This window comes from Levilactobacillus sp., assembly GCF_022646225.1.
Taxonomy (GTDB): Bacteria; Bacillota; Bacilli; order Lactobacillales; family Lactobacillaceae; genus Levilactobacillus; species Levilactobacillus suantsaiihabitans.
This window is the reverse complement of sequence record NZ_JALCJA010000001.1, coordinates 124517-149667: the sequence shown is the minus strand read 5'-3', so window position 1 is coordinate 149667 and position 25151 is coordinate 124517. Positions and strand designations below refer to the sequence as shown.

At 53.2% G+C, this 25151-nt stretch carries 21 protein-coding genes and 1 CRISPR repeat array; of the genes, 2 read left to right on the top strand and 19 right to left on the bottom strand.

Annotated elements, in window-relative coordinates:
- Positions 1 to 277: 277 nt before the first annotated feature.
- Positions 278 to 2146 carry a DUF5776 domain-containing protein gene (locus LKH74_RS00785; RefSeq protein ID WP_287707975.1) on the top strand — a complete coding sequence of 623 codons (1869 nt, stop codon included), beginning with the start codon at positions 278 to 280 and terminating at the stop codon, positions 2144 to 2146.
- A 336-nt stretch (positions 2147 to 2482) separates the two neighbouring features.
- A CRISPR array of direct repeats spans positions 2483 to 2877; the repeat unit is 28 nt; unit sequence GGATCACCCCCACACCTGTGGGGAATAC.
- A gap of 171 nt (positions 2878 to 3048) precedes the next feature.
- Here LKH74_RS00785 and LKH74_RS00780 read toward each other — a convergent pair.
- Positions 3049 to 5037 (bottom strand): KUP/HAK/KT family potassium transporter, encoded by a 1989-nt coding sequence (locus tag LKH74_RS00780; protein WP_287707976.1) that lies wholly within the window; start codon positions 5035 to 5037, stop codon positions 3049 to 3051.
- A gap of 170 nt (positions 5038 to 5207) precedes the next feature.
- Here LKH74_RS00780 and LKH74_RS00775 point away from each other — a divergent pair, with 170 nt between their 5' ends.
- Positions 5208 to 6032 (top strand): helix-turn-helix domain-containing protein, encoded by an 825-nt coding sequence (locus LKH74_RS00775; protein ID WP_287707977.1) that lies wholly within the window; start codon positions 5208 to 5210, stop codon positions 6030 to 6032.
- Here LKH74_RS00775 and LKH74_RS00770 read toward each other — a convergent pair.
- From LKH74_RS00770 to plsX, 18 genes are all read right to left on the bottom strand, one after another.
- The gene (locus LKH74_RS00770) at positions 6029 to 6313 is read right to left on the bottom strand and encodes an LlsX family protein (RefSeq protein WP_287707978.1); all 285 of its coding nucleotides are present in this window, start codon (positions 6311 to 6313) and stop codon (positions 6029 to 6031) included. The genes LKH74_RS00775 and LKH74_RS00770 overlap by 4 nt on opposite strands.
- 283 nt (positions 6314 to 6596) lie before the next feature.
- Positions 6597 to 7052, bottom strand: coding sequence for a hypothetical protein (locus tag LKH74_RS00765; protein ID WP_287707979.1), 456 nt, complete (start codon positions 7050 to 7052; stop codon positions 6597 to 6599).
- A gap of 175 nt (positions 7053 to 7227) precedes the next feature.
- The gene (gene rplS, locus LKH74_RS00760; protein WP_048736156.1) at positions 7228 to 7584 is read right to left on the bottom strand and encodes a 50S ribosomal protein L19; all 357 of its coding nucleotides are present in this window, start codon (positions 7582 to 7584) and stop codon (positions 7228 to 7230) included.
- Positions 7585 to 7696: 112 nt separating this feature from the next.
- Positions 7697 to 8476 carry a tRNA (guanosine(37)-N1)-methyltransferase TrmD gene (gene trmD, locus LKH74_RS00755; protein ID WP_135368634.1) on the bottom strand — a complete coding sequence of 260 codons (780 nt, stop codon included), beginning with the start codon at positions 8474 to 8476 and terminating at the stop codon, positions 7697 to 7699.
- Positions 8476 to 8994 (bottom strand): ribosome maturation factor RimM, encoded by a 519-nt coding sequence (gene rimM / locus LKH74_RS00750; RefSeq protein WP_135368633.1) that lies wholly within the window; start codon positions 8992 to 8994, stop codon positions 8476 to 8478. Before rimM ends, trmD begins: the two co-directional genes overlap by 1 nt.
- Positions 8995 to 9076: 82 nt before the next feature.
- Complete coding sequence (locus tag LKH74_RS00745; protein WP_135368632.1) at positions 9077 to 9337, bottom strand: KH domain-containing protein; 261 nt, start codon at positions 9335 to 9337, stop codon at positions 9077 to 9079.
- A gap of 9 nt (positions 9338 to 9346) precedes the next feature.
- Positions 9347 to 9622: a 30S ribosomal protein S16 gene (gene rpsP / locus LKH74_RS00740; RefSeq protein ID WP_024525325.1), complete on the bottom strand. Its 276-nt coding sequence runs from the start codon at positions 9620 to 9622 to the stop codon at positions 9347 to 9349.
- An 87-nt stretch (positions 9623 to 9709) separates the two neighbouring features.
- A complete protein-coding gene (locus LKH74_RS00735) occupies positions 9710 to 10000 on the bottom strand; it encodes a hypothetical protein (RefSeq protein WP_287707980.1) in 291 nt (96 codons plus the stop codon).
- Entirely contained in the window at positions 9997 to 11319 is a 1323-nt protein-coding gene (locus LKH74_RS00730) for a vWA domain-containing protein (protein ID WP_287707982.1), read from the bottom strand. Before LKH74_RS00730 ends, LKH74_RS00735 begins: the two co-directional genes overlap by 4 nt.
- A 3-nt stretch (positions 11320 to 11322) precedes the next feature.
- Entirely contained in the window at positions 11323 to 12498 is a 1176-nt protein-coding gene (locus LKH74_RS00725) for an AAA family ATPase (RefSeq protein ID WP_287707983.1), read from the bottom strand.
- A 136-nt stretch (positions 12499 to 12634) separates the two neighbouring features.
- Positions 12635 to 15283 (bottom strand): cation-translocating P-type ATPase, encoded by a 2649-nt coding sequence (locus tag LKH74_RS00720; RefSeq protein ID WP_287707984.1) that lies wholly within the window; start codon positions 15281 to 15283, stop codon positions 12635 to 12637.
- A gap of 420 nt (positions 15284 to 15703) precedes the next feature.
- A complete protein-coding gene (gene ffh / locus LKH74_RS00715) occupies positions 15704 to 17149 on the bottom strand; it encodes a signal recognition particle protein (protein ID WP_135368627.1) in 1446 nt (481 codons plus the stop codon).
- A gap of 19 nt (positions 17150 to 17168) precedes the next feature.
- Positions 17169 to 17510, bottom strand: a complete 342-nt coding sequence (locus LKH74_RS00710) for a putative DNA-binding protein (RefSeq protein WP_125575166.1) — start codon at positions 17508 to 17510, stop codon at positions 17169 to 17171.
- A 207-nt stretch (positions 17511 to 17717) separates the two neighbouring features.
- Positions 17718 to 19262, bottom strand: a complete 1545-nt coding sequence (gene ftsY / locus LKH74_RS00705) for a signal recognition particle-docking protein FtsY (RefSeq protein ID WP_287707985.1) — start codon at positions 19260 to 19262, stop codon at positions 17718 to 17720.
- Positions 19262 to 22816 carry a chromosome segregation protein SMC gene (gene smc, locus LKH74_RS00700; RefSeq protein ID WP_287707987.1) on the bottom strand — a complete coding sequence of 1185 codons (3555 nt, stop codon included), beginning with the start codon at positions 22814 to 22816 and terminating at the stop codon, positions 19262 to 19264. The genes ftsY and smc overlap by 1 nt, the downstream gene beginning before the upstream one ends.
- Positions 22817 to 22828: 12 nt before the next feature.
- Positions 22829 to 23524, bottom strand: coding sequence for a ribonuclease III (gene rnc, locus LKH74_RS00695; RefSeq protein WP_287707989.1), 696 nt, complete (start codon positions 23522 to 23524; stop codon positions 22829 to 22831).
- Positions 23525 to 23722: 198 nt separating this feature from the next.
- Positions 23723 to 23974 (bottom strand): acyl carrier protein, encoded by a 252-nt coding sequence (gene acpP, locus LKH74_RS00690; RefSeq protein WP_125575170.1) that lies wholly within the window; start codon positions 23972 to 23974, stop codon positions 23723 to 23725.
- A 117-nt stretch (positions 23975 to 24091) separates the two neighbouring features.
- A complete protein-coding gene (plsX, locus tag LKH74_RS00685; protein ID WP_287707990.1) occupies positions 24092 to 25126 on the bottom strand; it encodes a phosphate acyltransferase PlsX in 1035 nt (344 codons plus the stop codon).
- Between the last annotated feature and the right edge of the window lie 25 nt (positions 25127 to 25151).

The window sequence follows — 25151 nt, the reverse complement described above, 5'->3', positions numbered from 1 at the left end:
TGGTGACGGCTTGGGATCACCCCCACACCTGTGGGGAACACTCTAAACAAATACCGTCACAACGGGATTGTTAAAAAGTCAAAATCCTATTTTCATTTAGTTTCTCTTTTAGAGTACACTAGCAAGTCAACTTTAGCAATTCATTTTTAACAATGAACATTTTGTTTAACGCAAATAATCAAAAAGTAGAAGTACTTCGTATAGAAATACCCACCAAAAAGTATATACTATTAGTATAGGGTAGCTTTGACATGATATAAAAAGGAGAGTAATCAATATGCGGAAACTTAAAGCGACAGTTCTAACCTCTATTATTCTACTTAGTTTCGGGATCACTCACCCCTCATCGATTAAAGCTGATGAAGGGGGACCTTCATTAACCATACAAGATGATATGTCAGAGCAAAAAGCTCCTACAACCGACCAATCAATTGCGGACTTTACCGACCAAATTAATCAATCAGTGGATATCACAGAAAAGATCAAAAACATATTCCCAGATCCAGTATTAGCACAAGCAGTTGCCGATTCGCTTAGCACAGATGGGACGGTTGATGGATATATTGATACAACTAAATCTAACTATCTAGACAATTCGGTAGACTTAGAAGTATTAGAACTTGTTACGGATTGGACTGGTATGAGTGTTTTCAAGAACAAAATCGGTGGAGTGAACGTTGTTAATCAAGGAAAGAACTTCAATAAAAAGGCCCTTACTTTATTAAAAATGGTAGCCAATAAGGATAAGTTATACAAAGTATCATTCATCGGTGATGGTATCACCGATGAAACTTTTAATGACTTCATCGAGTATTTTAATGACACACTTAACGATGGTATCAACCTTAGTATGGATTCTAACTACATCCACGACCTTAGACCTTTAACCAACTACAAATATAATGGAGATCATATCTTCATCAACAATCAATTTGGTGCTGGAACGGCGGACAAGTACTTAACTGTAAAAGACAACAAGATTACTATAAATAACGACGAATTAAATAACTACCGACAAATGCCCACTGGGCAAACGTCATCGTATATAATAACTAAAAGTCAAATGTTCGATACGGACAATTCGAGATCTGTATACGAGTATTCATCAGAAACTAGAAAATTTCTTAAAAAGGGGGAAATCGCGCCTACACCAATATATGAAGTAGACCACTCGCAGGTAACAACTCAAAATGTCGAAGATTACTTCAATAATCTTGTGGCTCATAATATAAATATACAGGATCCATTCTGGGGTAATTATGGAGAAATTCATCATGATGGTATGGTTGTCGATGATTATGGGGTTTTCGTTTCAAGCAACATGATAACACAAGAAGATGCTGATTATGTCAATACTACATTTGGTACCAATATTAAAATGGAAAATATAAGCACAGAAGTGAATAATGATACCACAACCATATCTAATATTCCAAAGAATGCCAGTTCGATTACCTTACGAACTAATTATGCAGTTATGGCATCATATGCAGGTGGTTATGGCAACACTATTGATATTCCTATCAAACACGAATCCGAACAAACCTCATCCTCATCCCCTAATACGCCGACTGATCATTCCTCCTCAAGCACGCCAACCTCAGTCGCCAATAGCACGTCATCAACCGATCATTCAGCTTCAGCGCAAACCCCAACCTTAAGCGATGGATCCGCCGCCGGTAAAAACGGCCAAGCGGTTTACGCAACCAAGAAAGTTGGGCTTTATAAAAAAGTCAACTTCACGAAGAAAAACCGTAAACATTTCTACGCTAAACAACCGCGGACAAAGCGCCCGCAATTTGTTGTGACTGGCTATGCCCGCACCAAAGCCGGTACCTTACGCTATCGGGTGCGCGATGTCAACCATACCCGGAAAACTGACCGTTGGACCGGCTATCTGACGGCGAATCCTAAGTATGTCACCAATACGTATTACCGAGTTAATCCGAAACGAATCAAAGTGATCAATCGTCGCGGCATCAACACCTACCGCAAGATTAACTTAAGTGGTAAACTGGTCAAGCATTATCAACGTGGCACAATGCTGAAGGTCAAGCGGATCAAAGCCCATCATCTAACGACGCGCTTACAATTAAGTAATGGCACTTGGATCACGGCGAACAAGACACTAGTTATTAAAAAATAAAACCAATTTTATCGAGGCGTATCAAATAATGAATGAATTGGTAAAAAGTATCTCCATTACTATCGAGCTACTGAAAGAGTAGTCTTTCTAACAAAATTCTGACTTGTTTATTAAAATAGGGCTTCAAATCTAGGAAAAAATCAGATTTGAAGCCCTATTTTAAGCACCAAATAACTGACCGTACTGAATTATAGATTATAAAATGGCCCATACTAGGTGGATCTTTGCAATTCCGTCTTAATCTTTGGAGAATACAAATACAGCGAAGACTTGCCGGCCTTACTCCACATCTGTGGGGAATACGCTTAGTGATAGTCAACGAGTGGAAATGACAGAGAATCACCCCCACACCTGTGGGGAATACAAACTCCGGCAGGGTGTATCGGGCGCAAAACAAAGGATCACCCCCACACCTGTGGGGAATACACCGTAGTCAACAAGGCCGGAGACATGATGTTGGGATCACCCCCACACCTGTGGGGAATACTACGGCCCATTTGGTCAAGTTGCCTGATATTAAGGATCACCCCCACACCTGTGGGGAATACTAAGCTACGTCAAACCCGCGGAACACACTCAAAGGATCACCCCCACACCTGTGGGGAATACTTTTGGACAAAGACTTGAGCACGGCCGATGAGAGGATCACCCCCACACCTGTGGGGAATACATCCGAATGCTCTTTCACGGCCCAACCCTGTCGGGATCACCCCCACACCTGTGGGGAATACACTTACCAAACGCCGTCACACCGGGATTGTGAAAATGAAAACACTCGTTTTTCATTTAACTTGGTTTTAGCATACACTAGCAAATCAACATTAGCAATTCATTTTTTAGTCGCATTTTAGCCGTAACAAAAAGCCAGTTGGAATTCCAAATCAAATTCCAACTGGCCTTCCTTATTTCCGCTGCCGCAAACTCCGATCCGGATGCTGGCCGATGAACAGCGGTACCCGTTCCTCGACGACATCGCTGAAGGCTAGGCCGTACCAGCGCTGGGGCGACAGTGAAATACGCTGCAGTAGCAGTCGACCGCCAATCAATAAACGGTATAACACCGGCAAGTCCTCCTGAGCGCCTAGGTCTTGGAACTGCTGATTCAACATGACGAACTTGAAGTTCCCAACTCTTCGTCCCGGGATGCTGGAGTAGCGTGGCGTCTGGTCATCCAGCGCTCCCGCCTTTAGCAGATCATTCACAATTTGCCGCAAGTACACGTTTAATCTTTGGGGTTTCTTGAATCCCAGGTACAGCTGGACGTCCATGACACTGCGCGCCAGCTGTTGCACGGTATAAGTACATTCATAAGGCGTGTCCGTTTCGTTGACCGTCACGAACCAGTAGACCTTAGCGCGCTTGGGCTGTTGATCCAAAATCGAGTAGACCGTCGCCCGTTTGACGGCGTAGTCCGCGCCCACGTAGCCGATGTACACCAGATTTGTGGCGAATGGTGGCACCTGGTCGTCTTGGCTCAACGCCGCCAACTGGGGCACGAAATCCAAAAGCGAGACATTTTCCGTGTTAGCCAAATGGGCGTCTCGCCGCAGGTTGCCGACGTGCCAGAAGACCATGACCGTCAGAATCGCCAGCGTGAGCAGGACCGTGACGTAGCCGCCGTGGACAAATTTGGCCAGACTGGCGAGCAGAAACAAGCTTTCCAACAGGCCAAATGCCGTGACGTAAACGTTGGCCAAGACTCGGTGGCCGCGCTGCTGGAGAAACGCGCGCAACAATAACGTCGTCATCAGCATGGTGATGGTAATGGCCAGGCCGTACGCCGCCTCCATGTGCATCGAGGTCCGGAAGTACCATACGATCGACAGCGTGATGCCACACAACAGCCAATTGACGGCACCAACGTACAGCTGACTCTTGACGCTACCAGGAAATTTGATCCGCAACCGCGGCAACAGTTTCAGCCCAATGGCCTCGTGGACCAGCGTGTAGGAACCGGTGATCAACGCCTGAGAGGCAATGATGGCCGCAATCGTGGCAATCACGATGGCAAACATCCGCCAGTGCACGGGCACCATGGCGTAAAAGGGATTGACCGGTCGCGTCAAGGCCGCCCCGTGACGAATGACCCAAGCCCCCTGACCCAGATAACTCAGCATTAACATGGCGTAGACAAACGGCCAGGTCCCATAAATATTTCGTTTGCCGACCTGCCCCATATCCGAATAAAGGGCCTCGGCCCCGGTCGTTGCCAAAAAAATGCTCCCTAAAATAAAAATCCCCTGGTGATTGGCTGGACTCACCAAGAAGCTGACCGCGTAGACCGGCGATAACGCCCGTAACATGGCCGGCGCGTGCAACAGATTACTGAGACCGACCAGCCCGATAAATGTGAACCAAATCAGCATCAACGGGCCAAACGACCAGCCAATCATCTGCGTGCCGAATCGTTGAATCAAGAACAGCACCAGTAAGATACCGGTCACAACCAATAAGACCCAGCCCTGCGTCGTGCTAAAGTGCAGTGGTCCGATGGCTTGACCCTTTAAGCCTTCAATCGCCGAGGTGACGGTCACAGCCGGCGTCAGCGTGCCGTCCGCTAAGATGGCGGCCCCACCGATCAGGGCTGGCATGATCAACCATTTCGCCCGGTTGCGGACCAACGCATACAACGCGAAAATGCCGCCCTCGGCGCGGTTGTCCGCTCGCATGGCCAACAGAATGTATTTGACCGTCGTAATCAACATCAACGTCCAAAAAATCAGCGAGATACTGCCCAACATCATGGGGGTCAGCTCAGCCGATTTTTGTGGGCCAGCCGCATCGATAATGGCATTCATCACGTAGAGCGGTGAGGTCCCAATGTCGCCGTAAACGATGCCTAGGGTGATGAGCATCCCCAGTCCTGATAGCGTTCGTGTCGTGGTTTTCATGGCTTGAGCCCCCTTTGATTCTGCGACCCATGATAGTCGCTTTCGGCCGTCCTGCCAACGAATACGCCGTGATTCAGTAAGTCATTAACCGAATTAATGGGTAATACGATAGTTCTAGGCGAACACGCTGGTTATCTGGTATCATCAAGGGTAACTTAGGGGGGACGAACATGGACAATCAGTTGGGGACCATTTTAAAGGAAACGCGCCTGCAGCAGCACCTGTCACAACAGGCAGTGGCCACAGGAATTTGTGCGCAGTCAATGCTGTCGGCAATTGAAAACGGGCAGACGATGCCCAATGCCAAATTGTTGATCCACCTGTGCCAGCGACTGCAGATCAGTCTCAACGACATCACGTTGGCCGCAGACTTTGCCGTCAGTGGCCGGGACAATTTTAATGCGCACGTCAGCACGCTGTGTCGGCAACACGAGTACCGCCAATTACGCGACTACCTCAACGGTGAAGCCGTGCTCTCTGCCATTGAAACAGCCGACCAAACGCAGGCGTATTACTATTACCTGGGCGTCACCGACTATCAATTGGGGAGCCTGACCGCCGCTCAACAAAACTTCCGCTTGGCCTTGGCCAGCGCAGCCACGAAACGGCCCACCGCGTTGACGCGGCTGTGTTACGGCTCACTGGGGCTAGTCGCCGCCCAAGAAACGCAACGCCAAACGGCCACGACCGCGATTCAAGCAGCACTGGCCTATCTGGACGAAACACCCTACGAGGAAAATCTCAACTGTCTGTTTTACCTAGCCGCCTTCGCTCACGAAAAGCTCGGTGACTCAGCGATTGCGGCCACCTACCTGAATCAGGGCATCGCCTTTGCCAGCGAGCACAACTCCCACTACATGCTAGCCAACGATTATCACTTGCTCGCGATTCTAAGCACCCAAGTCGAAACGGCTACGACCCCGCTGATGGCCAAACAATATGAGACCATGTTAACGACCCTCTTTCACGAAAAGGTCTATGACGACGAGACCTAAGGAATCAGGTGGTGTCGGGCTTCCAGCAGGCCAAATAACAACAGACTACCGCCCAACCACACCGCTCCCATCCCTTGATTTAGCGTTTGGCCACTCACTTGACCGGCCGTACGGGTGAGTTGGTAAAAGGCCAGGCCAAAGACCCGGAGATCCATAACCGACGCCCGGCCCATATGCATCCAGGCATTGGCCGACGAAATGATGATCGATAATAAGCCGGCGGTGACCACCAAACTGATCAGCCCTTCCAGGCTCCAGCGACGCAGATTTACCTTTACCATCACGATGACCCCCTCTTTTGGCGCTAATTCTAGCACAGGCCGTTGCCAGGCATGCGGTGGGCAAGCAGGTTCCGTCGTTGGCTTAACTAAAATCAGTTCAAAAAAATCACGCGCCATTCTTTTGCATGTGCGCGTGATTTTTTAGCTTTGAACAGCTTGAATCTATGAGCCAGCATACTGGCCTTTTTTAAACGCTGATCATTAACTTAGAAAAAAACATTTTTTGAAATTTCAACAGTCGATGCCGCTTTTCTACATCAATTTCTCGCCACAAAGTTCTATGCTATCTGACGTGCTTCCATGAATGATAGAATGTTCCGCCGTTAACATTTTTCATCACGCGAACTTTCTTTCCTTTGATCCGTTTTGTGGTCAAGTAATTAAAGTCGGCATCATCTTGATTGGCTGAATAAAATCCAAAAATTGCTTTCTGATGCTTGCCAACTTTCAGCCGATCATGCAAAACAAAGAGTTGCTTGTTTTGCAAATGCCGGGTCTTTTTCCAAACTTCTGAACGCTTGTCTTTTTGATACCAGGTAACCGCATGTTTTCTAATGATGAGTTTTTCATAATGCACATAGGGTCTACGACTATACCAGATTCCTCGCGACTTTACTGGCGTTGCCCGTGTGTAATTCATGCGTCTGGCATTGGCTGTCGACAGCATTGATAGCCCAATTACTGTCCCCACAAACAAACTCATTATCAGCAAAAGACTCTGTTTAATTCGCTTTGGCATTCCGCTTCTCTCCTTTTCAGCGATACATTTTTAATCGGCTACCAATAGTAACCAGAGTTAGTATACAAAATGTGGGTGCCATAGTCTGTCACTTTAACTGTAATTAGGGTAAAAGCGTCAATTTTTTCGCACAAAAAAAACCAACCACCGAAGTGATTGGCCTTTAAAGTGCAAACTAGTTGCGACGGCGTTCTGGGATCCGCGCTGCCTTACCGTTAAGTTCACGGAGGTAGTAGAGCTTAGCACGACGTACACGACCTTGACGAATAACGTCAATCTTAGCAACACGTGGGGAGTGTAATGGGAAGATCCGTTCCACACCGACACCGTTACTGATCTTGCGTACCGTGTAAGTTGCTTGGATGCCAGCACCCTTACGCTTGATAACGACACCTTCGAACAACTGGATACGTTCGCGGGTACCTTCGACGATCCGGGCGTGAACCCGAACAGTGTCTCCGGCACGGAAGTCTGGTACATCGTCCCGTAATTGTTCTTGGTTGATCTTAGCAATTAAATTGTTTTGGCGCATAATCTATTCTATCCTTTCGCCAACATTCATTCTCAGATTCGACAGCGGAATGTTGTTTCTGTGGCTAAACAGCCAAAAGTAAGTGTACCATATCTAAAAATGCCTGTAAAGGTTATTTTCTTGACTCCTGTTCAGCGGCCTGGCGTTCCTCTTCTTCGATCCGCACGTCAGCCAATAAATGCTTCTGTTGGGCGGTCAATTTGTGATGGTCGATCAGGTCTGGCCGCCGCAAGTAAGTCCGCCGCAATGCCTCTTTTTGCCGCCACTCGTCGATTTTGCCGTGGTTGCCGCTGATCAAGACATCCGGCACCTTCATCCCCCGGAACTCAGCTGGCCGCGTGTATTGTGGGTACTCCAGCAGGCCCGACGAGAACGAATCGCCCGGCGCCGACTCCGCGTTGCCCAAGACCCCAGGCAAGAGCCGCACCGTCGCATCGATCATCACCATAGACGCCAATTCGCCGCCCGTTAAGACGAAGTCGCCCAAGGAGACCTCATCCGTCACCAGCGTCCGAATCCGCTCGTCATAGCCCTCATAATGGCCACACAGGAAGGTCAGATGTTCTTCGTGGGCAAATTCCTCGGCGACGTGCTGATCAAAGGTCACCCCAGCGGGATCCAACAAGATGACCCGGCCCTTGGGCAACCCCTCTGCGGCGGCCTGTTCTTCGGTGGCCTTGAGCGCATCGAAAATGGGTTGTGGCTGTAACAGCATCCCCGCGCCCCCGCCAAAGGGATAGTCGTCCACGTTGCCGTGTTTGTTGGTCGAGTAATCGCGGAAATTAGTCACGGGCATGGTCAGATGCCCATTTTCAATGGCTTTACCGACGATCGAGTCGTGCATCGGCCCGGAAAACATATCGGGAAATAAACTTAACACATCGATTCGCATTACTCGAGTCCCTCCATTAATTCGACCGTGACCTGACCGGCGTCCAAATCAACCTTTTTGACCACGTCATCGATTTTCGGCAGCAGCAAGTCGTCCTTGCCCGGCCGCGCCACGACCCACACGTCATTGGCCCCCGGCGACAAGATCTCCTTGATCTCGCCCAATTTTTCACCATCAACCGTCACGACCTGTAAGCCCACGATTTGGTGGTAGTAATATTCACCCGGCTGCAGGTCGCTAGCTGCCAATTCGTTGTCCGTAACCTTGAGCGTGCTTTGCTTGTAGATCTCCACGTCGTTGATCGACGGCTTGTCCACGAAGCCCAACAGATAAAAATTCTTGTGTTTGCGCATCGTGGCGACCGTCAGCTGCGTTGGCTGGGTCTGGCCCTTTTGAAAGGCATACAGCGTGGAACCGACCGCAAAGCGACTCTCGGGAAAGTCCGTGGTCGCAATGACGCGGACCTCGCCTTTAATGCCGTGGGTGTTGACGATGGTACCGACCGTATAATAAGCCATCTTGGTGCCTCCTTTTGTCATCGTAATTTATTTAAAATTTCGTATTTAGTGGTCACAAAAAACTCGAGGAAACGTTGCCGCCTCACTCGAGTTTCTTTGCTGGGCGGTCATCAATGATGAGCCGGACCCGTTTGTTGCCTTGCACACGCACGCTATAGACAATCGTCCGGATAGCCTGTGCGACACGGCCTTGTTTACCGATCACCCGTCCGACGTCATCGGGGTGAACGGCTAACCGATATTCGTAGAAGCGCTCCGTTTCGACCGGTGTGACCACCAAGTCGTCGGGATGCTCCACGAGGGGGCTAACAATCGCTAGAATTAATGCCTTAAAATCGGTCATTGCTAATCACTACTTTTTAGTGTACTTAGCTTCGTGGTATTGCTTCATGATCCCTGCGTTAGAGAGCAAAGTCTTAACCGTATCTGAAGGTTGAGCACCATTGTTCAACCAGTTCAAGATAGATTCTTCCTTTAACGTCACTTGGGCAGGTTGGGTAACTGGGTTGTAGGTCCCAACTTGTTCGATGAACCGACCATCACGAGGGCTCCGTGAATCGGCAACCACGACCCGGTAGAATGGGCGCTTCTTAGAACCCATCCGCTTTAAACGAATCTTAACTGACATGTAGACACCTCCTGTATTTCTTTCAACGTGTAATAATATACCAGTTTCTGGATATGATGTAAAGGGTTTTTTCTTTACACCTTGAAATTATTCAAAATTCCGTTGCAACCAGGCAATATCGTTCGGCGTTAATGACTGCCGATGTGCCCCGATCCACGCCTGCACCGCCGCATAATCCGTAAAGTCAACGGCGCTGTCAGCCACCCCCGCCGCTTGCAGGTCCAAAGCGAATTTAAGATCCGCAATCGTCATTGGCGCCTGAAACAACGGGTTTTCTGCTGCGCGTGCGGCCCACTCGTCGGTCAAAATGGCCCGGGCGTTGCGAAAGGCCGCATCTTGTTTGAGTAATGATCGTAATTCACTGGGTGTTAAGGTCATCTACGAGTCCTCCTTAAAGCTTGCCACTGCGGATCTGTCGTTAGGCTCACGACGGTCCCTGGGGCATTAACCACGGAAAATTCAGCCACGGGACTGGTCAGTAACCACACCACCGTCACCGGCAACGTGGACTGGACGCGCTCCTCACCGTAGCCATCCGTCAAGATCACGACCAAGGGCTGGTCGCTGCCTGCCAGTAGCCGGGGGAGCCGGTCAAATACCGCCTGGAATCGCGTACCCCCACCACCCGTGCGTGAGAGGTGCTGAGGTCGCTTCTCCAGGCGAAAACTGGCCGCCTCATCCACGGTCGTATCAAACGGGTAAACGGTCACCTGCGCCGGATAAACGGCCAATGACGTGGCCATTTGCCCCAACAGATAGCTGATTTCTTGATTGCCCATCGAACCCGACTCATCAACAAACACCGCCACGCGCTGCCAGGTCCGCACGATATTGCCGGGAAGCTCCATGCGCACGGGCTGGCGGCGATTGAAGCGGCCATAAGCGGCTTGTCGTCCGGCCGGCACCTGACCGAGACCGCGTTTTAACACCGCCCGCCAATCGAGCATCGGGCGCGCCATGACCGGCTGTAAGGCGGCCTGTACGTGCCCCGGTAACGTCCCGCGTTGCTTGGCAGATAACGTTGACGCCACGGTTTGAAAGAGTTGGGTCCGCCACTGTTCGCGCGTCTCCGCGGCCGCGTCGGTGGCTGTTTGCCAGCCCACATGACCATCGGCTACAGGCGCGGTGTCAACACCGGCGGGACCCCCTGGTGCCAGTGACTGATCGGTCGCGTCCTGTTGTGCCTGCCAGCGACGCAATTGTCGCAAATAGACCGCCGAATCCTGGCGTGGGGCCACGGGTGCTTTTAACAACTCGCCTAGTCGCCGACTGGTCACGGCATTGTGCGGCAAATCGGTCAAATAGTCATTGACGGCCGCATCCGTCGCCCAACGGACCAAGCCCGCCTGCGCTACGGTCTGCACGGCCGTCGCATAGCGTTGCGGGTGACGCCACAGCAGGTGTAAGACCGTGTGGCGTAACATGGCCAAGAACTGTGCGCCCGTCCAATCGGTCTGGGCCAAGACCTGGGGCTGGACTTGCAGTTGCCACTCACGCGCCGTCGGGACCAGTCCTAGTGGGGCGCGTTGTAACGGCGCCGTGACCGTCACATTCAATCGACTGAGGACGTGGCCGTAAAACGGGTCGTGCTGCAACAGATACAATACGCTATGGCGATACAGCGTTTGGGCCAGTTGCGGCTGGTCCGTGGTGCCCGCTTGCCGCAAGCGCTCAAGGTCACCTGTCAAACTGGTCATGGGCTACACCTCGATTTCACTACTACGTTTGCCGATCAGGGTCAACTGCTGATACAGCTGCGCCACGGCCGGCCGCTCGGCTTGCACTGCGTCTAAGTCCTCTAAAACGTGCGCCTGATCGGCCAGGCGTTGGGCAATCGCAAACTGACCGTCCGGCGGGCAAACCGCCAACAGCTCACCGAACCGCGCGGCCGTGGTAGCCGTGGTCAGCGGCCAATCTTCGGCTGCCAGGCAATTTTGTAAAATCATCTGCTGCTGGGCGGGCGTTAAGGCCCGAAGCGTCGTGACAGCGTCTGGAGCACTGAAGGCCTGTTCCACCGTAAGCCCTGGGTGTTGGCGTAAGAGGGCACTCGCAAATGCGCTCCCCACGCTCACGCCCAAATTGCCCTGCATCAAAGCGGTCACCACCGCCGTTTGGCCCCACAGCTGTTGGCGGGTCAATTCGCGGATTGCCCGCGAGACCCGTTCCCAGGCCCGTGGCGTCGGCTGGAGGTCATCATCCACGGCGTTGGCCGTCGCCGTGACCTGTAAATCGTCCGGATGGTCGCGCAGATACGTCGTGACCAGTGGGTCGATCCGGGGATGTCCATCCACGGTCGCCGTCGCCCAGGTCAACCAAGTCGGCGTATCAGCCTGCAAAATCAGACGAGTCGTCCGATCGGCAATGGCCGCATCCCCCGGGGTCACCCCGTAATGGCTCTGTTCAAACCCGGCCATCGTGGCGTCCGGATTTTCCGCCAGAATCAAGTGGACCTGCGGCGGGAGCGTCAACGTATTGATCTGTCGTTGCAAGACCAGGTTCATCAGCTCGCTTTGCACGGCCTGGGTGCCCCGGTTGAATTCGTCTAGAAACCAAATGATCTCTTGATCCGGATGGGCTTCGGCATAGCGCACCATCGCCACCAACGTATGGGAATAGCCAAACTGCACGTCGGCCAGTGAGCCGTACTGGGCCGTTTGGACGAACGAGTCGCTGGTCAACGGCGGTACTGGAATAACCAGGTCACCTTTTTCGACCAGACTGACCACGGTCGTGAATAGCTTGGCTTGCCGCCGCTGTGCCAATTCGGCGACCAGCGCGGACTTGCCAATGCCGGCTTCCCCCACGATGGTGGGCACGGCGCCACTGGCCAGGACCACCTCAGTCGCCTGTAAACACGCTTGATACGTTAGTGCCATGCACGATTCCTCCTTTTTACCTAATAAGAAAGAGCTTGGACAAAACATCCAAACTCTTGTTCACTAACTTCAGATAGTCGAAACGTGCGCCAAAGGGCAGCCGCCCTTCGTCCCACTCTTAGCTCGCAAGTTAGTCTTATTTTAACATGCGACGCTGGAAGAATTTAACAATTTCCACAATGACGATCATCATCAGTGATGCCGCCAAGACGATGCCCCATTGGAACGCATCCAAATGAGCCACGTGGAACATGCTGTTTAAGCCAGGGACCAGAATCGTCATTGCCAGTAAGGCAAAGGCAATCAGGATGGCCCAGTTGAAGAATTTATTCTTAAATAAGCCGACGGTAAAGATCGACCCGTGAATTGACTTGGAGTTAAAGGCGTGGAACAACTGAATCAGTCCCAACGTTGCAAACGCCATGGTCAAGGCATCGGCGTGCATCAAGCTACTGGTGGTGTGCACGGGGTACGTGATGGCCAGCCAGTAGACGAACAGGGTAATGCCCCCTTCCAGCAGGCCTTGATAGATGATGCCGCCCAAGACACCGCCGGAAAAGAAGTTCGACTGCCGCCCCCGGGGTGGTTGTTTCATGATGTTACGCTCCATAGGCTCAACCCCCAGCGCAATCGCTGGTAAGGTATCGGTCACCAGGTTGATCCATAAGATGTGGACTGGCGCCAAGATCTGCCACCCCAGCATGGTCATCATGAACAGCGTGAGGACTTCCCCCAAGTTGGCGGACAACAGGTACTGGATGGCCTTTTGGATGTTGGCAAAGACCTTCCGTCCCTCTTCAACGGCTACCACGATGGTGGAGAAATTATCATCGGCTAAGACCATATCACTGGCCCCCTTGGAGACCTCGGTCCCGGTGATCCCCATCCCAATACCAATGTCGGCGGCCTTGAGGGCGGGGGCATCGTTGACCCCGTCGCCGGTCATGGCCACGACCTTCCCGCGTTTTTGCCAAGCGTTGACGATACGGACCTTGTGCTCAGGCGCGACCCGGGCGTAAACGGCGTAATCACTGACCTTCTTGGCAAACGTGGCGTCGTCCATGGCATCCAGTTCAGCCCCGGTAATGACCGAAGCCGTCTCACCCTTCTCAATGATACCCAGTCGTGCCGCAATGGCCGCCGCCGTATCCCGGTGGTCCCCGGTGATCATCATTGGCCGAATCCCGGCAGATTTAGCATCCGCCACGGCCTGGGCCACTTCCGGCCGTTCGGGGTCGATCATCCCGACCATCCCGGCCAAGATCAGGTCATTTTCCACAGCCTGACTGGTCATATTGCTAGGCACTTGGTCTACGATGCGGTAGGCAAACGCCAAGACCCGCAACGCCTGCACGGCCATGTCGTGGTTGGTGGTTAAGATCTCTTGGCGGTCGTTATCGCTTAACGGGACCACCCCATCTGCTTGCGCCAGACGGGTGACGCGCTTAAGCAGTTCGTCCGGCGCCCCCTTCACGGCGATCAGAAAACGACCGTCGGCTAATGGGTGGACCGTAGACATCAACTTCCGTTCGGAATCAAACGGGATCTCGGCGACTCGGGGCATGGCCGTCAGCGTCTGTTCGACTGGATATTGCCGGTCCAACTGGTACTGGACCAACGCCGTTTCGGTCGGGTCACCGGCCAAGCCGTCTGGGGTCACCTTGGTATCGTTACTCAAAATCATGACCTGCGCTAAGCGATTCTCTGGGTCAAAATCAACCGTGTGAGCGTCGACCAGTTGCAGGTTCTGGTACACCTTTTCCACAGTCATCTTATTTTGCGTCAACGTCCCGGTCTTATCCGAGGCGATGATGTCGGTACTGCCCAGCGTTTCCACGGCCGGTAACTTGCGGACGATGGCGTGGCGCTTGGCCATCCGTTGGGTTCCCAGCGCCAGGGTGATGGTCACGATGGCGGGCAGGCCTTCTGGAATGGCCGCCACGGCCAAGGAAATCGCCGTTAACAGCATGTCGATCAGACTCTCGGCCTGCCGCCACATGCCCATCCCAAAGACGATGGCCGCAATCACGAGAATTAAAATGGTCAACGACTTGCCTAATTGCGTCAAGTTGGCCTGCAGTGGCGTGGTCGTCTCGTCTGCGGCTTCGATCATGCCAGCAATGCGACCAACCTCCGTTTGCATCCCCGTGGCCACCACGACCCCGGTTGCCCGACCATAGGTGACGTTAGAATTCATAAAGGCCATGTTGTGGCGGTCCCCAATCGGCAGGTCGCTACCGGTCAGGGTCCCCGCCGCCTTTTCAACCGGCACGGACTCCCCGGTCAACGCGGATTCTTCGACCTTCAGTGAGGCCACGTCGATCAACCGCAAGTCGGCAGGGATAATATCACCGGCCTCTAACAAGACGATATCGCCCACGACCAGCTCGTCGCTCTTGACCGTCATGACCTGACCGTCACGGCGAATCGTGGCGTTGGGCGCCGACATTTCCTTTAAGGCATTGATGGCTTCTTCGGCCTTGGCCTCCTGAAAAACCCCGAAGACGGCGTTTAAGACCACCACGATCAAGATGATCACGGCGTCGACAACTTCTCCGGTCAGCCCGGCAATCAAAGCGGCGACCAGTAAAACGATGATCATAAAGTCCTTGAACTGGGCAATGAACTTTTGCAGCAACGAGGTCGTCTTTTGTTGATTCAAAGCGTTGCGTCCGTTTTGGACGAGGCGTTCTTGCGCAGTCGCCGCACTCAATCCCTGTTCCCCCGTCTGCAACTGTTGATACAGCGCTTCGACGGTTTCCTGATAAAACGGTATTTTGGCCATTAGTGCTTTCCTCCTATGATGTGCCGTGTAGCCCATCTTCAACCATTCAGGGGTCAAAAAAGAGACTTACGCGTGCACACAAATAATTGTGCTCACACATAAGTCTCACTATTTAAGACAATCCCGGATTGACCCCACTGACGGGTCAAAAGCATCTTGCTGACGGGTATTGTCGCAGAAACATTCTGCTAGTTACTCCCTTATGGTTGCTTTAGGGGTAGTATACCGGATAAATTGCGCGGCGTCTACCCAAAAGCCATCAAAAAGTTAATGGTATTAGTAAGTTTTTGCTAAATTCACAAGTGGGGGTAACGGGAAGCTAACCGGTTCAACTGTTTAATTGCCTGCCATTTTTCAGCACGGACAGAGCCGTAAACGTGCGCTAAAAGGCAGCCTCTTTAGCCCATTCTTTTTTTACGACTACCGCCGCTTCTTGCGCTTTAGACGTTTCTTTTTATTCTTCTTCATTTGCCGCGTCATCCGGTTCATGGCCATCTTTTGCATCCGACCACCGATACCGCCACCCATGCCAGCGTTGCCCATGAGTTGCTCCATGCCGGACATGTTGCCCTTGGAGACTTGGTTCATCATTTTCTTCATCTGGTTGAACTGCTTGATCATACGGTTCACTTCATGAATCGGACGCCCGGAACCAGCCGCAATGCGTCGCCGCCGTGAAGGATTCAACACGTCGGGATTGGTCCGTTCCTGGGGGGTCATCGAGTACACGACGGCCTTCAAGTGGTTCATATCCTTGGGGTCGACCTGAGCGTTCTTCAACGCCGGATTATTGGCCATCCCCGGGATCATCTTCATCAATTCATCCATGGGCCCCATCTTTTGAATCTGTTCGATCTGGTCCAAGAAGTCGTTGAAGTCAAAAGAATTTTCCTGGATTTTTTCGGTCAATTCCTTGGCTTGCTTCTCGTCGTATTCCTTTTGGGTCTTTTCGATCAGGGAGAGCATGTCACCCATCCCCAGGATCCGTGACGCCATCCGGTCAGGGTGGAAGACGTCCAAATCGGTCATCTTTTCGCCTTGCCCGATGAACTTGATGGGTTTACCAGTGACGGAACGAATCGACAAAGCGGCCCCACCACGGGTATCGCCATCCAACTTGGTCAAAACGACCCCCGTCACGTCAAGCTTGCCGTTGAACCCTTCGGCAGTGGCCACGGCGTTTTGCCCAGTCATGGCATCGACCGTCAAAAGGATTTCATCGGGGTGGGCCAATTCTTTGATGTTCGCCAGTTCGTCCATCAACTGTTCGTCGATCTGCAGGCGCCCGGCGGTATCAATGATGACATAATCGTTGTGGTCCTTTTCCGCTTGGGCTAACCCTTGGCGAACAATTTCCACGGGATCCACATCGGTCCCCAGTTGAAAGACGGGAACGTCAATGCCGGCAGCCACTTGGACCAATTGGTCGATGGCGGCTGGCCGGTAAACGTCGCCCGCAATCATTAAGGGACGCGCGTTTTCCTCATTTTTTAACTTCAAGGCCAGTTTGCCGGCCGTCGTCGTTTTCCCGGCCCCTTGGAGCCCAACCATCATGATGATTGTCGGAATCTTAGCGGACTTGTTGAGCGGAACGGCTTCGTCCCCCATGGTCTTGGTCAACTCTTCGTCAACGATCTTGACGATTTGTTGAGCGGGGTTCAACCCTTCTAAAACGTCGGCGCCCATTGCGCGGTCGCGGACCTGCTTGACAAAGTCCTTGACCACCGTAAAGTTAACGTCGGCTTCCAGTAAGGCGAGTCGAATCTCTCGCATCGTTTCGCGCAGGTCACTTTCGGAGACTTTTCCTTTGCCCCGAAGCTTGCGCATTGCGTTTTGTAGTCGTTCAGTTAATCCTTCAAACGCCATTCGTATTGCCACCTAACTTTCATTGTTCTTCTAGATTTTCGAGTCCCGCAACCAAGCGATTTAACTTGGCATCCTGTGGGTAATTGGCCGCCACGTAGGCCTGAATTTCATCAGCCTGTGCGTTGCGGGCCGTAAATTCTTGATAGAGATGCAACTTGGCTTCATAATCTTCCAGAATCTTTTCCGTGCGGCGGAGGTTGTCGTAAACAGCCTGCCGACTCACGTTAAATTCCTCCGCAATTTCACCTAAGGAATAGTCATCACCGTAGTACAGCTGCATATAATTATTCTGTTTTGCGGTCAGTAGCGGCTGGTAGAACGCAAATAAGGAATTAATCCGATAATTTTTTTCAATTTCCATTGCGAGTCCTCCAGTTCATGTCACACTCTACCAGAATACCGATTTTTCGCGGTTTCGTCAATTTTTTTCGCTGATTTTACCGGTAAACGGGAAATCGGTTGGCATAGTGCTTGCCGGCCGCCTGCGTGCGCTAGAAGCGGTATCCGCCACATCAACGAAAAAAGCGACCACCCGCCAATAACCGCGTTGGTCGCTTCCCCTAAAAGATTAAGCCTTTTTCTCTAAAGCATTCACATCAATTAAGCCCTTGAACAACCCGTAAACGAATTCGTTCGGGTCAAATGGCCGGAGATCTGAAATTTGTTCGCCCAGACCGATGAACTTCACCGGCACGTGGAGCTCATTGCGAATGGCCAGGACGATCCCCCCACGAGCGGTCCCGTCCAGCTTGGTCAAGACGATCCCGGTGACGTCCGTGGATTCCTTAAACAACTTGGCTTGCGTCAAGGCATTTTGTCCGGTCGTCGCATCCAAGACCAACAGGACTTCATGCGGTGCATCCGGAATCTCGCGCGTGATGATCCGTTTCATCTTTTCCAACTCGTTCATCAGGTTGACCTTGTTTTGCAGCCGGCCGGCCGTATCGACGAAGAGAATGTCGTAGTCTTCTTTCTTCGCCTTTTGCACGGCGTCAAAGACTACCGCGGCTGGATCCGATTGCGGCTTACCGGTCACGATGTCCACGTCGGCGCGCTTGGCCCAGACGTCCAGTTGCTCGGTCGCTCCGGCTCTGAACGTGTCGGCAGCGGCCAACAAGACCTTCTTGCCCGCTTGATGGTAACGGTTGGCCATTTTCCCAATGGTCGTGGTCTTGCCGACACCGTTGACCCCAACGAACAGGATCACGGTCGGGCCGGTAGTAGCCATGTTCAACGCGGTGCTTTCGTTATTGCCGGCTTCGTCGTAAATCTCAACCAGCTTTTCGACCACCACGTTTTGCACGTCCGCGGACTTCTTGGCGTTTTGCAGCTTGACCTCGTCGCGCAACTCGTCACTGAGTTCCACGGCCATGTCAAAGCCCACGTCGGCGCCGATCAGCGTTTCTTCCAAATCATCGAAGAAGCTCTCATCCACGTGCCGGAAGTTCGCCAGCAAGGCGTTTAACTTCTGTCCAAACGTGGTCCGGGTCTTCTCCAATCCCTTGTCGTAGAGCTGCTCATCCGTCTTTTCTGCGGGAGCAGTCGGTGTGTCGACTGAGTCTTCAACTGGTGTTGCCGAGCTAGGTGCAACCGGCGTTGCCTCAGCGGCGGACGTCGCGGCTGCGCTAGACGGTGCAGCTTCCGGGGCGACACTGGTCGGTGCCACCGAAGCAGGTTCTGTGGCCACACTGGCAGCTGCCGAACTCACCGGCGCGGCACTTTCCTCGGTAACCGGTGCTTCACTGGCGACCGAGGCTGGCGCGGCTTCCGGAGCCACAGCGGCGGCTTCACTGGTTGCTGCCTCGCTGGTTGCCGGGGCCACAGAGGCCGCCGTACTCTTTTCAGCAACCGGTGCTTCTGCGGCGGACGATGGCGCGGCACTTGAAGCTGGCGCTACCGGGGCCTGTGACGGGGCCGCACTGGCAACTGATTGGGCGCCGGATTCCAGTGCAGCGCTACTGGCAGCACTGCTAGGCGCCTCACTGGCCGCCGCACTGCTGGCAACGGGTGCAGCACTGCTAGTAGTCGCTTCTTCAGCGGCCGCGCTACTAGCCGGCGCCGTGCTGGTCGGTTCCTTTTTGGCACGCCGACGAAAAATATCAAATAATCCCATTAGGATTGCTTCCTTTCCTGAGTGGTTTCTTGGTCCAAATCAACGGCGACCATTTTTGAGACGCCGGATTCTTGCATTGTGACGCCGTAAAGGATATCGGCCTGGACCATGGTTTCCTTGCGGTGAGTGATCACGATAAATTGGGTCTGATCTTGAAACTGGTGGATGTAGCGGGCAAACCGAGTCACGTTGGCCGGGTCGAGCGCCGCTTCCACCTCATCTAAAATACAGAATGGTACGGGTTGGACCTGTAAGATGGCAAACAACAGCGTGATGGCCGTCAATGCCCGTTCGCCCCCGGAAAGTAAGCCCATGTTTTGGAACTTCTTGCCTGGTGGCTGGGCCATGATGTCCACGCCGGTCGTCAACAGATCGTGCGGATCGGTCAACACCAGTTCGGCCTTACCGCCGCCAAACATCTGCTTGAACGTGGCGGTGAATTTCGCTGCGACCTGATCGAAACTGTCCTTGAACCGCCGCTTGACCTGACCATCAAGTTCGGTCATGGTGGTCGTCAACTGCTCCTTAGCCGTGACCAGATCGTCGCGTTGCTGGGTCAAGAAGTCATAGCGTTCCTTGACCTCGCGATACTCGTCGATGGCGTTCACGTTGACCGCCCCAATCTCGTCTAAGCCCTTCTTCAAGAGCTTCAACTGCACGGCCAGTTCGTCAGCCGGCAAATCACTGACGTCTTGTTCCGCGGCTGCTAAGCTCAACTGATACTTCTCGGCCAACTGGTTTTGCTGCTGATCAATCAACGCAGCCAAGCGGGTCTGTTGGACCTGGGCGGCCTGGAAATCGTCGTTGGCCAGCTGCAATAACCCGCTGGTTCGTTGATTGGCCGTTTCGGCTTGGGCTAACTGATCATTGACCGTGGTCAACTGTTCATCGGTCGCCGTCAACGTGGTTTGGACCTGTTGCCGGTCGGATTGCGCCTGAGCCAACTGTTGCTTGGCCGCAGCCGGCGTCAGGGCCGTTTGTTGGGTCAAGGCGGCCAACTGGTCGGAAACGGTCGTGACCTGCTGTTGACCGGCAGTAATGTCAGTCTGCAGGCCCGCTACCGTGGCTTGGTGTTGCTGATGACGTTCCTTGGCACCGGCCAGCCACGTTTGCTTAGCCGTCAGGGCCGCTTGTTTTTGCGACTGCTCGGCCGTGACCATACTGATCTTTTGTTGTAAATCAGCGATGGCCTGTTCCGTGTCGGCAACTTGGGCTTCCCCCGCCTTGATCTGCTGAGCCAACTGACTGCTTTGGTCGTCGGCATCGCTGGCCTGGGCCTGCTGGATTTCGAGTTCAGCGGCCTTGACCTGCCGATTGGCCTGCTCCAGCGTCGTCTTGGCACCGGCCAGTTGGTCGTCTAATTGTCGACATTTTGGCTGTAATTCATTGATGGTGCTCTGCAACTGTTGACTCTTTTGCTCACTGGCCGCCAGAGCCGCCCGTTGTGCCTTGATCTTGGCTTCCTGAGCGGTCAAGGACTGCTGCATCTGGGCAATGTTGGCCTGCAATTGCTGGAGCTCTTGTTGCTGACGGAGCACGCTACTGTGGTTCTGGCGCGTTTGTCCCCCGGTGATGGCCCCGCTAGCGCTGACCACGTCGCCGGCCAGGCTCACGACCCGGTAGCGGTGGTGGATGCGCTGGCTGATGGCCACGGCCGTCTCCAGGTTCGCCGCAAAGAGCGTGGTCCCTAAGAGATGGCCTAAAATCGGCGTGGCGGCTGGATCGATTTTGACCAGCTCACTCCCGACTCCTAAGAAACCGGCCAGACTGCGGACCTGTTGCAACGTTTGGTGGTCCACTTGCCGACCGCGGATCGTGCTTAACGGCAGGAAGGTCGCCCGCCCAGCACGGTGTTCGCGTAAATAGCCGACCGCGGCCTTGGCCGTGGTTTCATCATCGACCACAACCTGTTGCAATTGGCCACCCAAGGCGTATTCCACCGCGGTGGTGTAGCGCTCGGGTACCGTCAGCAGTTCGGAGACCGCCCCGAGTAAGCCCCGGAAATGGTCGCGCTGCTTCAAGATGGCCCGCACGCCTTGATAGAACCCCCCGTATTCGGCGGAAGACGCCTGTTGACTGGCCGCCTTGGTCTGCGCCCGTTGGTAGACCTCAAGGGCCGCTTGCCAATTGTGCTGCAAGGTTTGGTACTGGCGCTGGTGTTGTTGGTACGCGCCGGCCTCGGTATCGAGGGCCTGTTCGGCTTGGTTCAGGGCCGTCTTTTGGGTCGTGGCTTGCTGATCCAATTTTGCGACGGTTTGTTGGGCCGTTTGTGCCTGTTCCTGCAGTGTGGCCAATTGTTCGGCGACACGCTTGCCTTGTTGCTGCAGGCGCTCTTGGTTCTGTTGTAAATATTGACGTTGATTGCGCCAGTTAGCGACGGCCTGCTTCTGGTCAAAATAAGTGGCCCGCTGGTCTTCCAACTGTTGGCGCAGAGCCGCAATCGTCTGCGGATCCGTGGCGGCCGTCAGTTCTTTGGCTTCGCGTTTGGCCGTCTTCATCGCCGCGGCCAGTTCATCCACGGATGCCTGGGCCTGCGCCAAGGCGTCCTGGTTGGCCGTCAGTTGCGTCTTGAGTGCCGCCAATTGGTCTTGAAGTTGTTGGCGTTGTTCGTCTTGGTGTTTCTGTTGTTCGCCGGACAAGTTGACCTGCCCTTGACGCTGCTCGACTTGTTGCGTGGCCTGAACCAGTTGATCTTGCAGATCATCTTTTTGGGCCAGTAACTCGGTCTGTTGGCGTTTTAAGGCCGTGACTGTTTTGGTCTGGTCCTTTTCAGCCGCTTGATGCTGGACCACCTGTTGTTGCTTGGCGGTGACCTGCTCGTCAGCCGTTTGCTTCTGCGTCATTTCAGTGTGGAGCTGGCGGACCAATTGCGTCCGGTCCAACCGGGCAAACTTTTGCTGCTGATCCAAATAATCTTGTGCCAGGTTGCTCTGCTCTTCTAGCGGTTGCACGCGGCCTTCCAGCTCCGCGATGATGTCTTCGACCCGGTGGAGATACGCCATAGTGTCGTCCAGCTCACGTTGGGCCTTTTCCTTGTGCTTGCGGTACTTGTAAACGCCAGCGACTTCCTCAATGATATTGCGCCGGTCTTCGGGCTTACTGTTGAAAATGGCCTCGACGCGCCCCTGTGAAATGATGGAGAAGGAGTCTTGCCCCATCCCCGAATCCATCAGGAGTTCCGTAATATCCTTGAGCCGGCAACTCTGCCCGTTCAGCTGGTAATCCGAATCACCCGACCGGTAGAGAATCCGGCTAATGGTCAGCTCCGTGTAGTCGCTTTTTAAATAGTGATCACTGTTATCCAGCGTGATCGACACGGCCGCCCGATTCAACGGGTGCCGGTCGGCCGAACCCGCAAAGATCACGTCGGGCATCTTACTGCCCCGCAGACTTTTGGCAGATTGTTCCCCCAAGACCCACCGAACGGCTTCGGAAATGTTACTCTTACCGCTCCCATTTGGGCCGACGATGCCAGTCATCCCCGGCAAAAAGTCAATCCGGGTTTTATCCGCAAAGGACTTGAACCCGCTAATTTCTAATGTCTTTAACCGCATCGTTAGTCATCCTTACTCTTCTTTCAAATTCGCCAACGCGTGGCGCGCGGCATTTTGTTCCGCGTGTTTCTTCGAGTGGCCGTGGCCCTCGCCCAATAGCTTGTCATCCACGTAGACGGCAACCTTGAAGGCCCGGTCATTGTCGGGACCCTCTTCGTCGAGCAGCCGGTAGTCGATGTCGACCGGTCCGTTTTGTTGGACCAATTCCTGCAGCTCCGTCTTGTGGTCAAAGAATTCGTCAAAGCGGCCCTCATCTAGCTTAGGGAAGACGACCTTGGTAACGAACGAAACGACCTTATCCAAGCCTTGATCCATGTACAAGGCCCCGATGAACGACTCAAAGATGTCACACAACAATGAGTCTCGTTGGCGGGCTTGTGCCTTTTCTTCACCCTTGCCCAAGCGAATGTACTTGTCAAAATGGCATTCGCGAGCAAAACTGGCAAAGCTCTGTTCATTGACCATAGCGGCCCGCAGCCGCGTCAACCGGCCCTGCGGCATCTTGGGATAACGCCGGAAAATGTAGTTAGACACGACCAACTGCATCACGGCATCCCCTAAGAATTCGATGCGCTCGTAAAATTTCAACCCCTGATTGGGGTGTTCGTTCACGTACGAAGCTTGGGTAAACGCTTCGTCTAACAACGATTGATCTTTAAAATGAATATCAAAATTTTCTGCTAACTCTTGATTTAATCCAACAATCACGCGCTAATTCCCTCATTTCTGCTCTAATCTGCTTGGTAACTGGCAAACTTTCTCGTCTGATTTTAGACACACAGACCTATTATACCTGAACCCGACCCAATCCACGTCAAAATGCGGCAAAATTTTCACTTCGTTGGGTGGGGTAAAGCGTGAAAGAGCCCGGGACGTAGTAATCGACGGCCCGGACTCGCTCAGTGGTTATTTTTCTTGGTTTTGGTGAGCGTCGATGTAATCAACGACTTCGCCAATCGTGTTCAGCTTTTCAGCGTCTTCATCGGAAATCTCAGCGCCAAACGTGTCTTCCAGTTCCAACACAAATTCCACGAAATCAATGGAGTCGGCGTCCAGGTCCTGTTTGAAGTTCAGTTGGTCGTTGATGGCGTCGCGGTCCGTTTCAAACCGGTCGGCGATGATGTCCGCAATTTTGTCAAAAATTTCTGCTTTTGTCATTGTAATCCCTCACTCACAGTATTCAATAAGTAGTCTAACCGTTTTGCCAGTCCTTGTCTAGCCCATTATGTGCGTGGACCCCCGGTTGAAGATTTTACGCAAATTCATTATAGCCGGCTACTTCAGAGATTCCTTCAGGGCCGCCATCTGGTCGCCGTGTTCGGCAAAATACGTGACTAACTGGTCGGCACTCTTGCTGGCGAGCAATTCGCGAATCTGGCCAATCGTGTTTTTCACGGTCGGTGCCTTGGTCGACCCGTGCGTCTTGACCACGGGCGCCTTCAAGCCCAGCAAGACCGCCCCACCGTACTGTGAGTAATCCATGGCGCTTTGGACATTTTTGAAGACAGGTTTTAAGAGTCCCGCCCCCAACTTACCCCCGAGGCCGCCACTCATGATCTCGCCCTTGATCAGCTTCAACATGGACAGCGCCGTGCCTTCAATGGCCTTGAGCGTAGCGTTACCGGTAAAGCCATCGGTCACCACCACGTCAGCGGCCCCATTTAACAGTTCACGTGATTCAACATTACCGACAAAATTGATTTCGTCCATCGCTGACAAGGCGTCGTGAATGGCCCGGTGCGCCTTGTCGCCTTTGTCGGCTTCGGTCCCGTTGTTCAAAAGGCCGACGCGCGGATTTGACACGTGCATCACGGATTGGGCGTAATACTGCCCCATGATGGCGTATTGGACCACGTTAAAGGGCTTGGTGTCGGCGTTAGCGCCCACGTCTAACATGACGAAGCTGGATTGGTCCGGCTTGCGCAAGACGGGCAACGTCGTGGTCAAGCCGGGCCGATCGATCCCCTTGATGCGGCCAACGATCAGCAATCCCGCGGCCAACACCGCCCCGGTATTGCCGGCCGAAAAGAAGGCGTCGGCTTGGCCCTCGCGTACGGCCGTAGCAGCCAGTACGATGCTGGATTGTTTCTTGCGACGAACGGCCCGCACCGGTTCGTCTTCCATGGCAATGACCTCTGGTGCGGAGATCAATTCAATGCGCGTGCTGTCCTGCAGCAGGGGCTTGACCTGTTCTTCTTGACCATAGAGTAAAAATTCCAGGTCCGGGTAAGCATCCCGGGCCAATTCGATGCCCTTAACGATTTCTGCGGGGGCGTAATCGCCACCCATTGCGTCTACGGCAATTTTCATGAGTACCCTTCCTTTGCATCACGTC

Coding starts and splice junctions, on each gene's coding strand:
- ffh (WP_135368627.1), bottom strand. CDS start 17,149: ATGGCGTTTGAAGGATTAACTGAACGACTACAAAACGCAATGCGCAAG.
- smc (WP_287707987.1), bottom strand. CDS start 22,816: ATGCGGTTAAAGACATTAGAAATTAGCGGGTTCAAGTCCTTTGCGGAT.
- plsX (WP_287707990.1), bottom strand. CDS start 25,126: ATGAAAATTGCCGTAGACGCAATGGGTGGCGATTACGCCCCCGCAGAA.
- rpsP (WP_024525325.1), bottom strand. CDS start 9,622: ATGTCAGTTAAGATTCGTTTAAAGCGGATGGGTTCTAAGAAGCGCCCA.
- rimM (WP_135368633.1), bottom strand. CDS start 8,994: ATGGCTTATTATACGGTCGGTACCATCGTCAACACCCACGGCATTAAA.
- ftsY (WP_287707985.1), bottom strand. CDS start 19,262: ATGGGATTATTTGATATTTTTCGTCGGCGTGCCAAAAAGGAACCGACC.
- LKH74_RS00725 (WP_287707983.1), bottom strand. CDS start 12,498: ATGGCACTAACGTATCAAGCGTGTTTACAGGCGACTGAGGTGGTCCTG.
- LKH74_RS00780 (WP_287707976.1), bottom strand. CDS start 5,037: ATGAAAACCACGACACGAACGCTATCAGGACTGGGGATGCTCATCACC.
- LKH74_RS00785 (WP_287707975.1), top strand. CDS start 278: ATGCGGAAACTTAAAGCGACAGTTCTAACCTCTATTATTCTACTTAGT.
- rplS (WP_048736156.1), bottom strand. CDS start 7,584: ATGCGCCAAAACAATTTAATTGCTAAGATCAACCAAGAACAATTACGG.
- acpP (WP_125575170.1), bottom strand. CDS start 23,974: ATGACAAAAGCAGAAATTTTTGACAAAATTGCGGACATCATCGCCGAC.
- LKH74_RS00720 (WP_287707984.1), bottom strand. CDS start 15,283: ATGGCCAAAATACCGTTTTATCAGGAAACCGTCGAAGCGCTGTATCAA.
- LKH74_RS00735 (WP_287707980.1), bottom strand. CDS start 10,000: ATGACCTTAACACCCAGTGAATTACGATCATTACTCAAACAAGATGCG.
- trmD (WP_135368634.1), bottom strand. CDS start 8,476: ATGCGAATCGATGTGTTAAGTTTATTTCCCGATATGTTTTCCGGGCCG.
- LKH74_RS00775 (WP_287707977.1), top strand. CDS start 5,208: ATGGACAATCAGTTGGGGACCATTTTAAAGGAAACGCGCCTGCAGCAG.
- LKH74_RS00770 (WP_287707978.1), bottom strand. CDS start 6,313: ATGGTAAAGGTAAATCTGCGTCGCTGGAGCCTGGAAGGGCTGATCAGT.
- LKH74_RS00765 (WP_287707979.1), bottom strand. CDS start 7,052: ATGCCAAAGCGAATTAAACAGAGTCTTTTGCTGATAATGAGTTTGTTT.
- LKH74_RS00710 (WP_125575166.1), bottom strand. CDS start 17,510: ATGGAAATTGAAAAAAATTATCGGATTAATTCCTTATTTGCGTTCTAC.
- LKH74_RS00745 (WP_135368632.1), bottom strand. CDS start 9,337: ATGACCGATTTTAAGGCATTAATTCTAGCGATTGTTAGCCCCCTCGTG.
- LKH74_RS00730 (WP_287707982.1), bottom strand. CDS start 11,319: ATGACCAGTTTGACAGGTGACCTTGAGCGCTTGCGGCAAGCGGGCACC.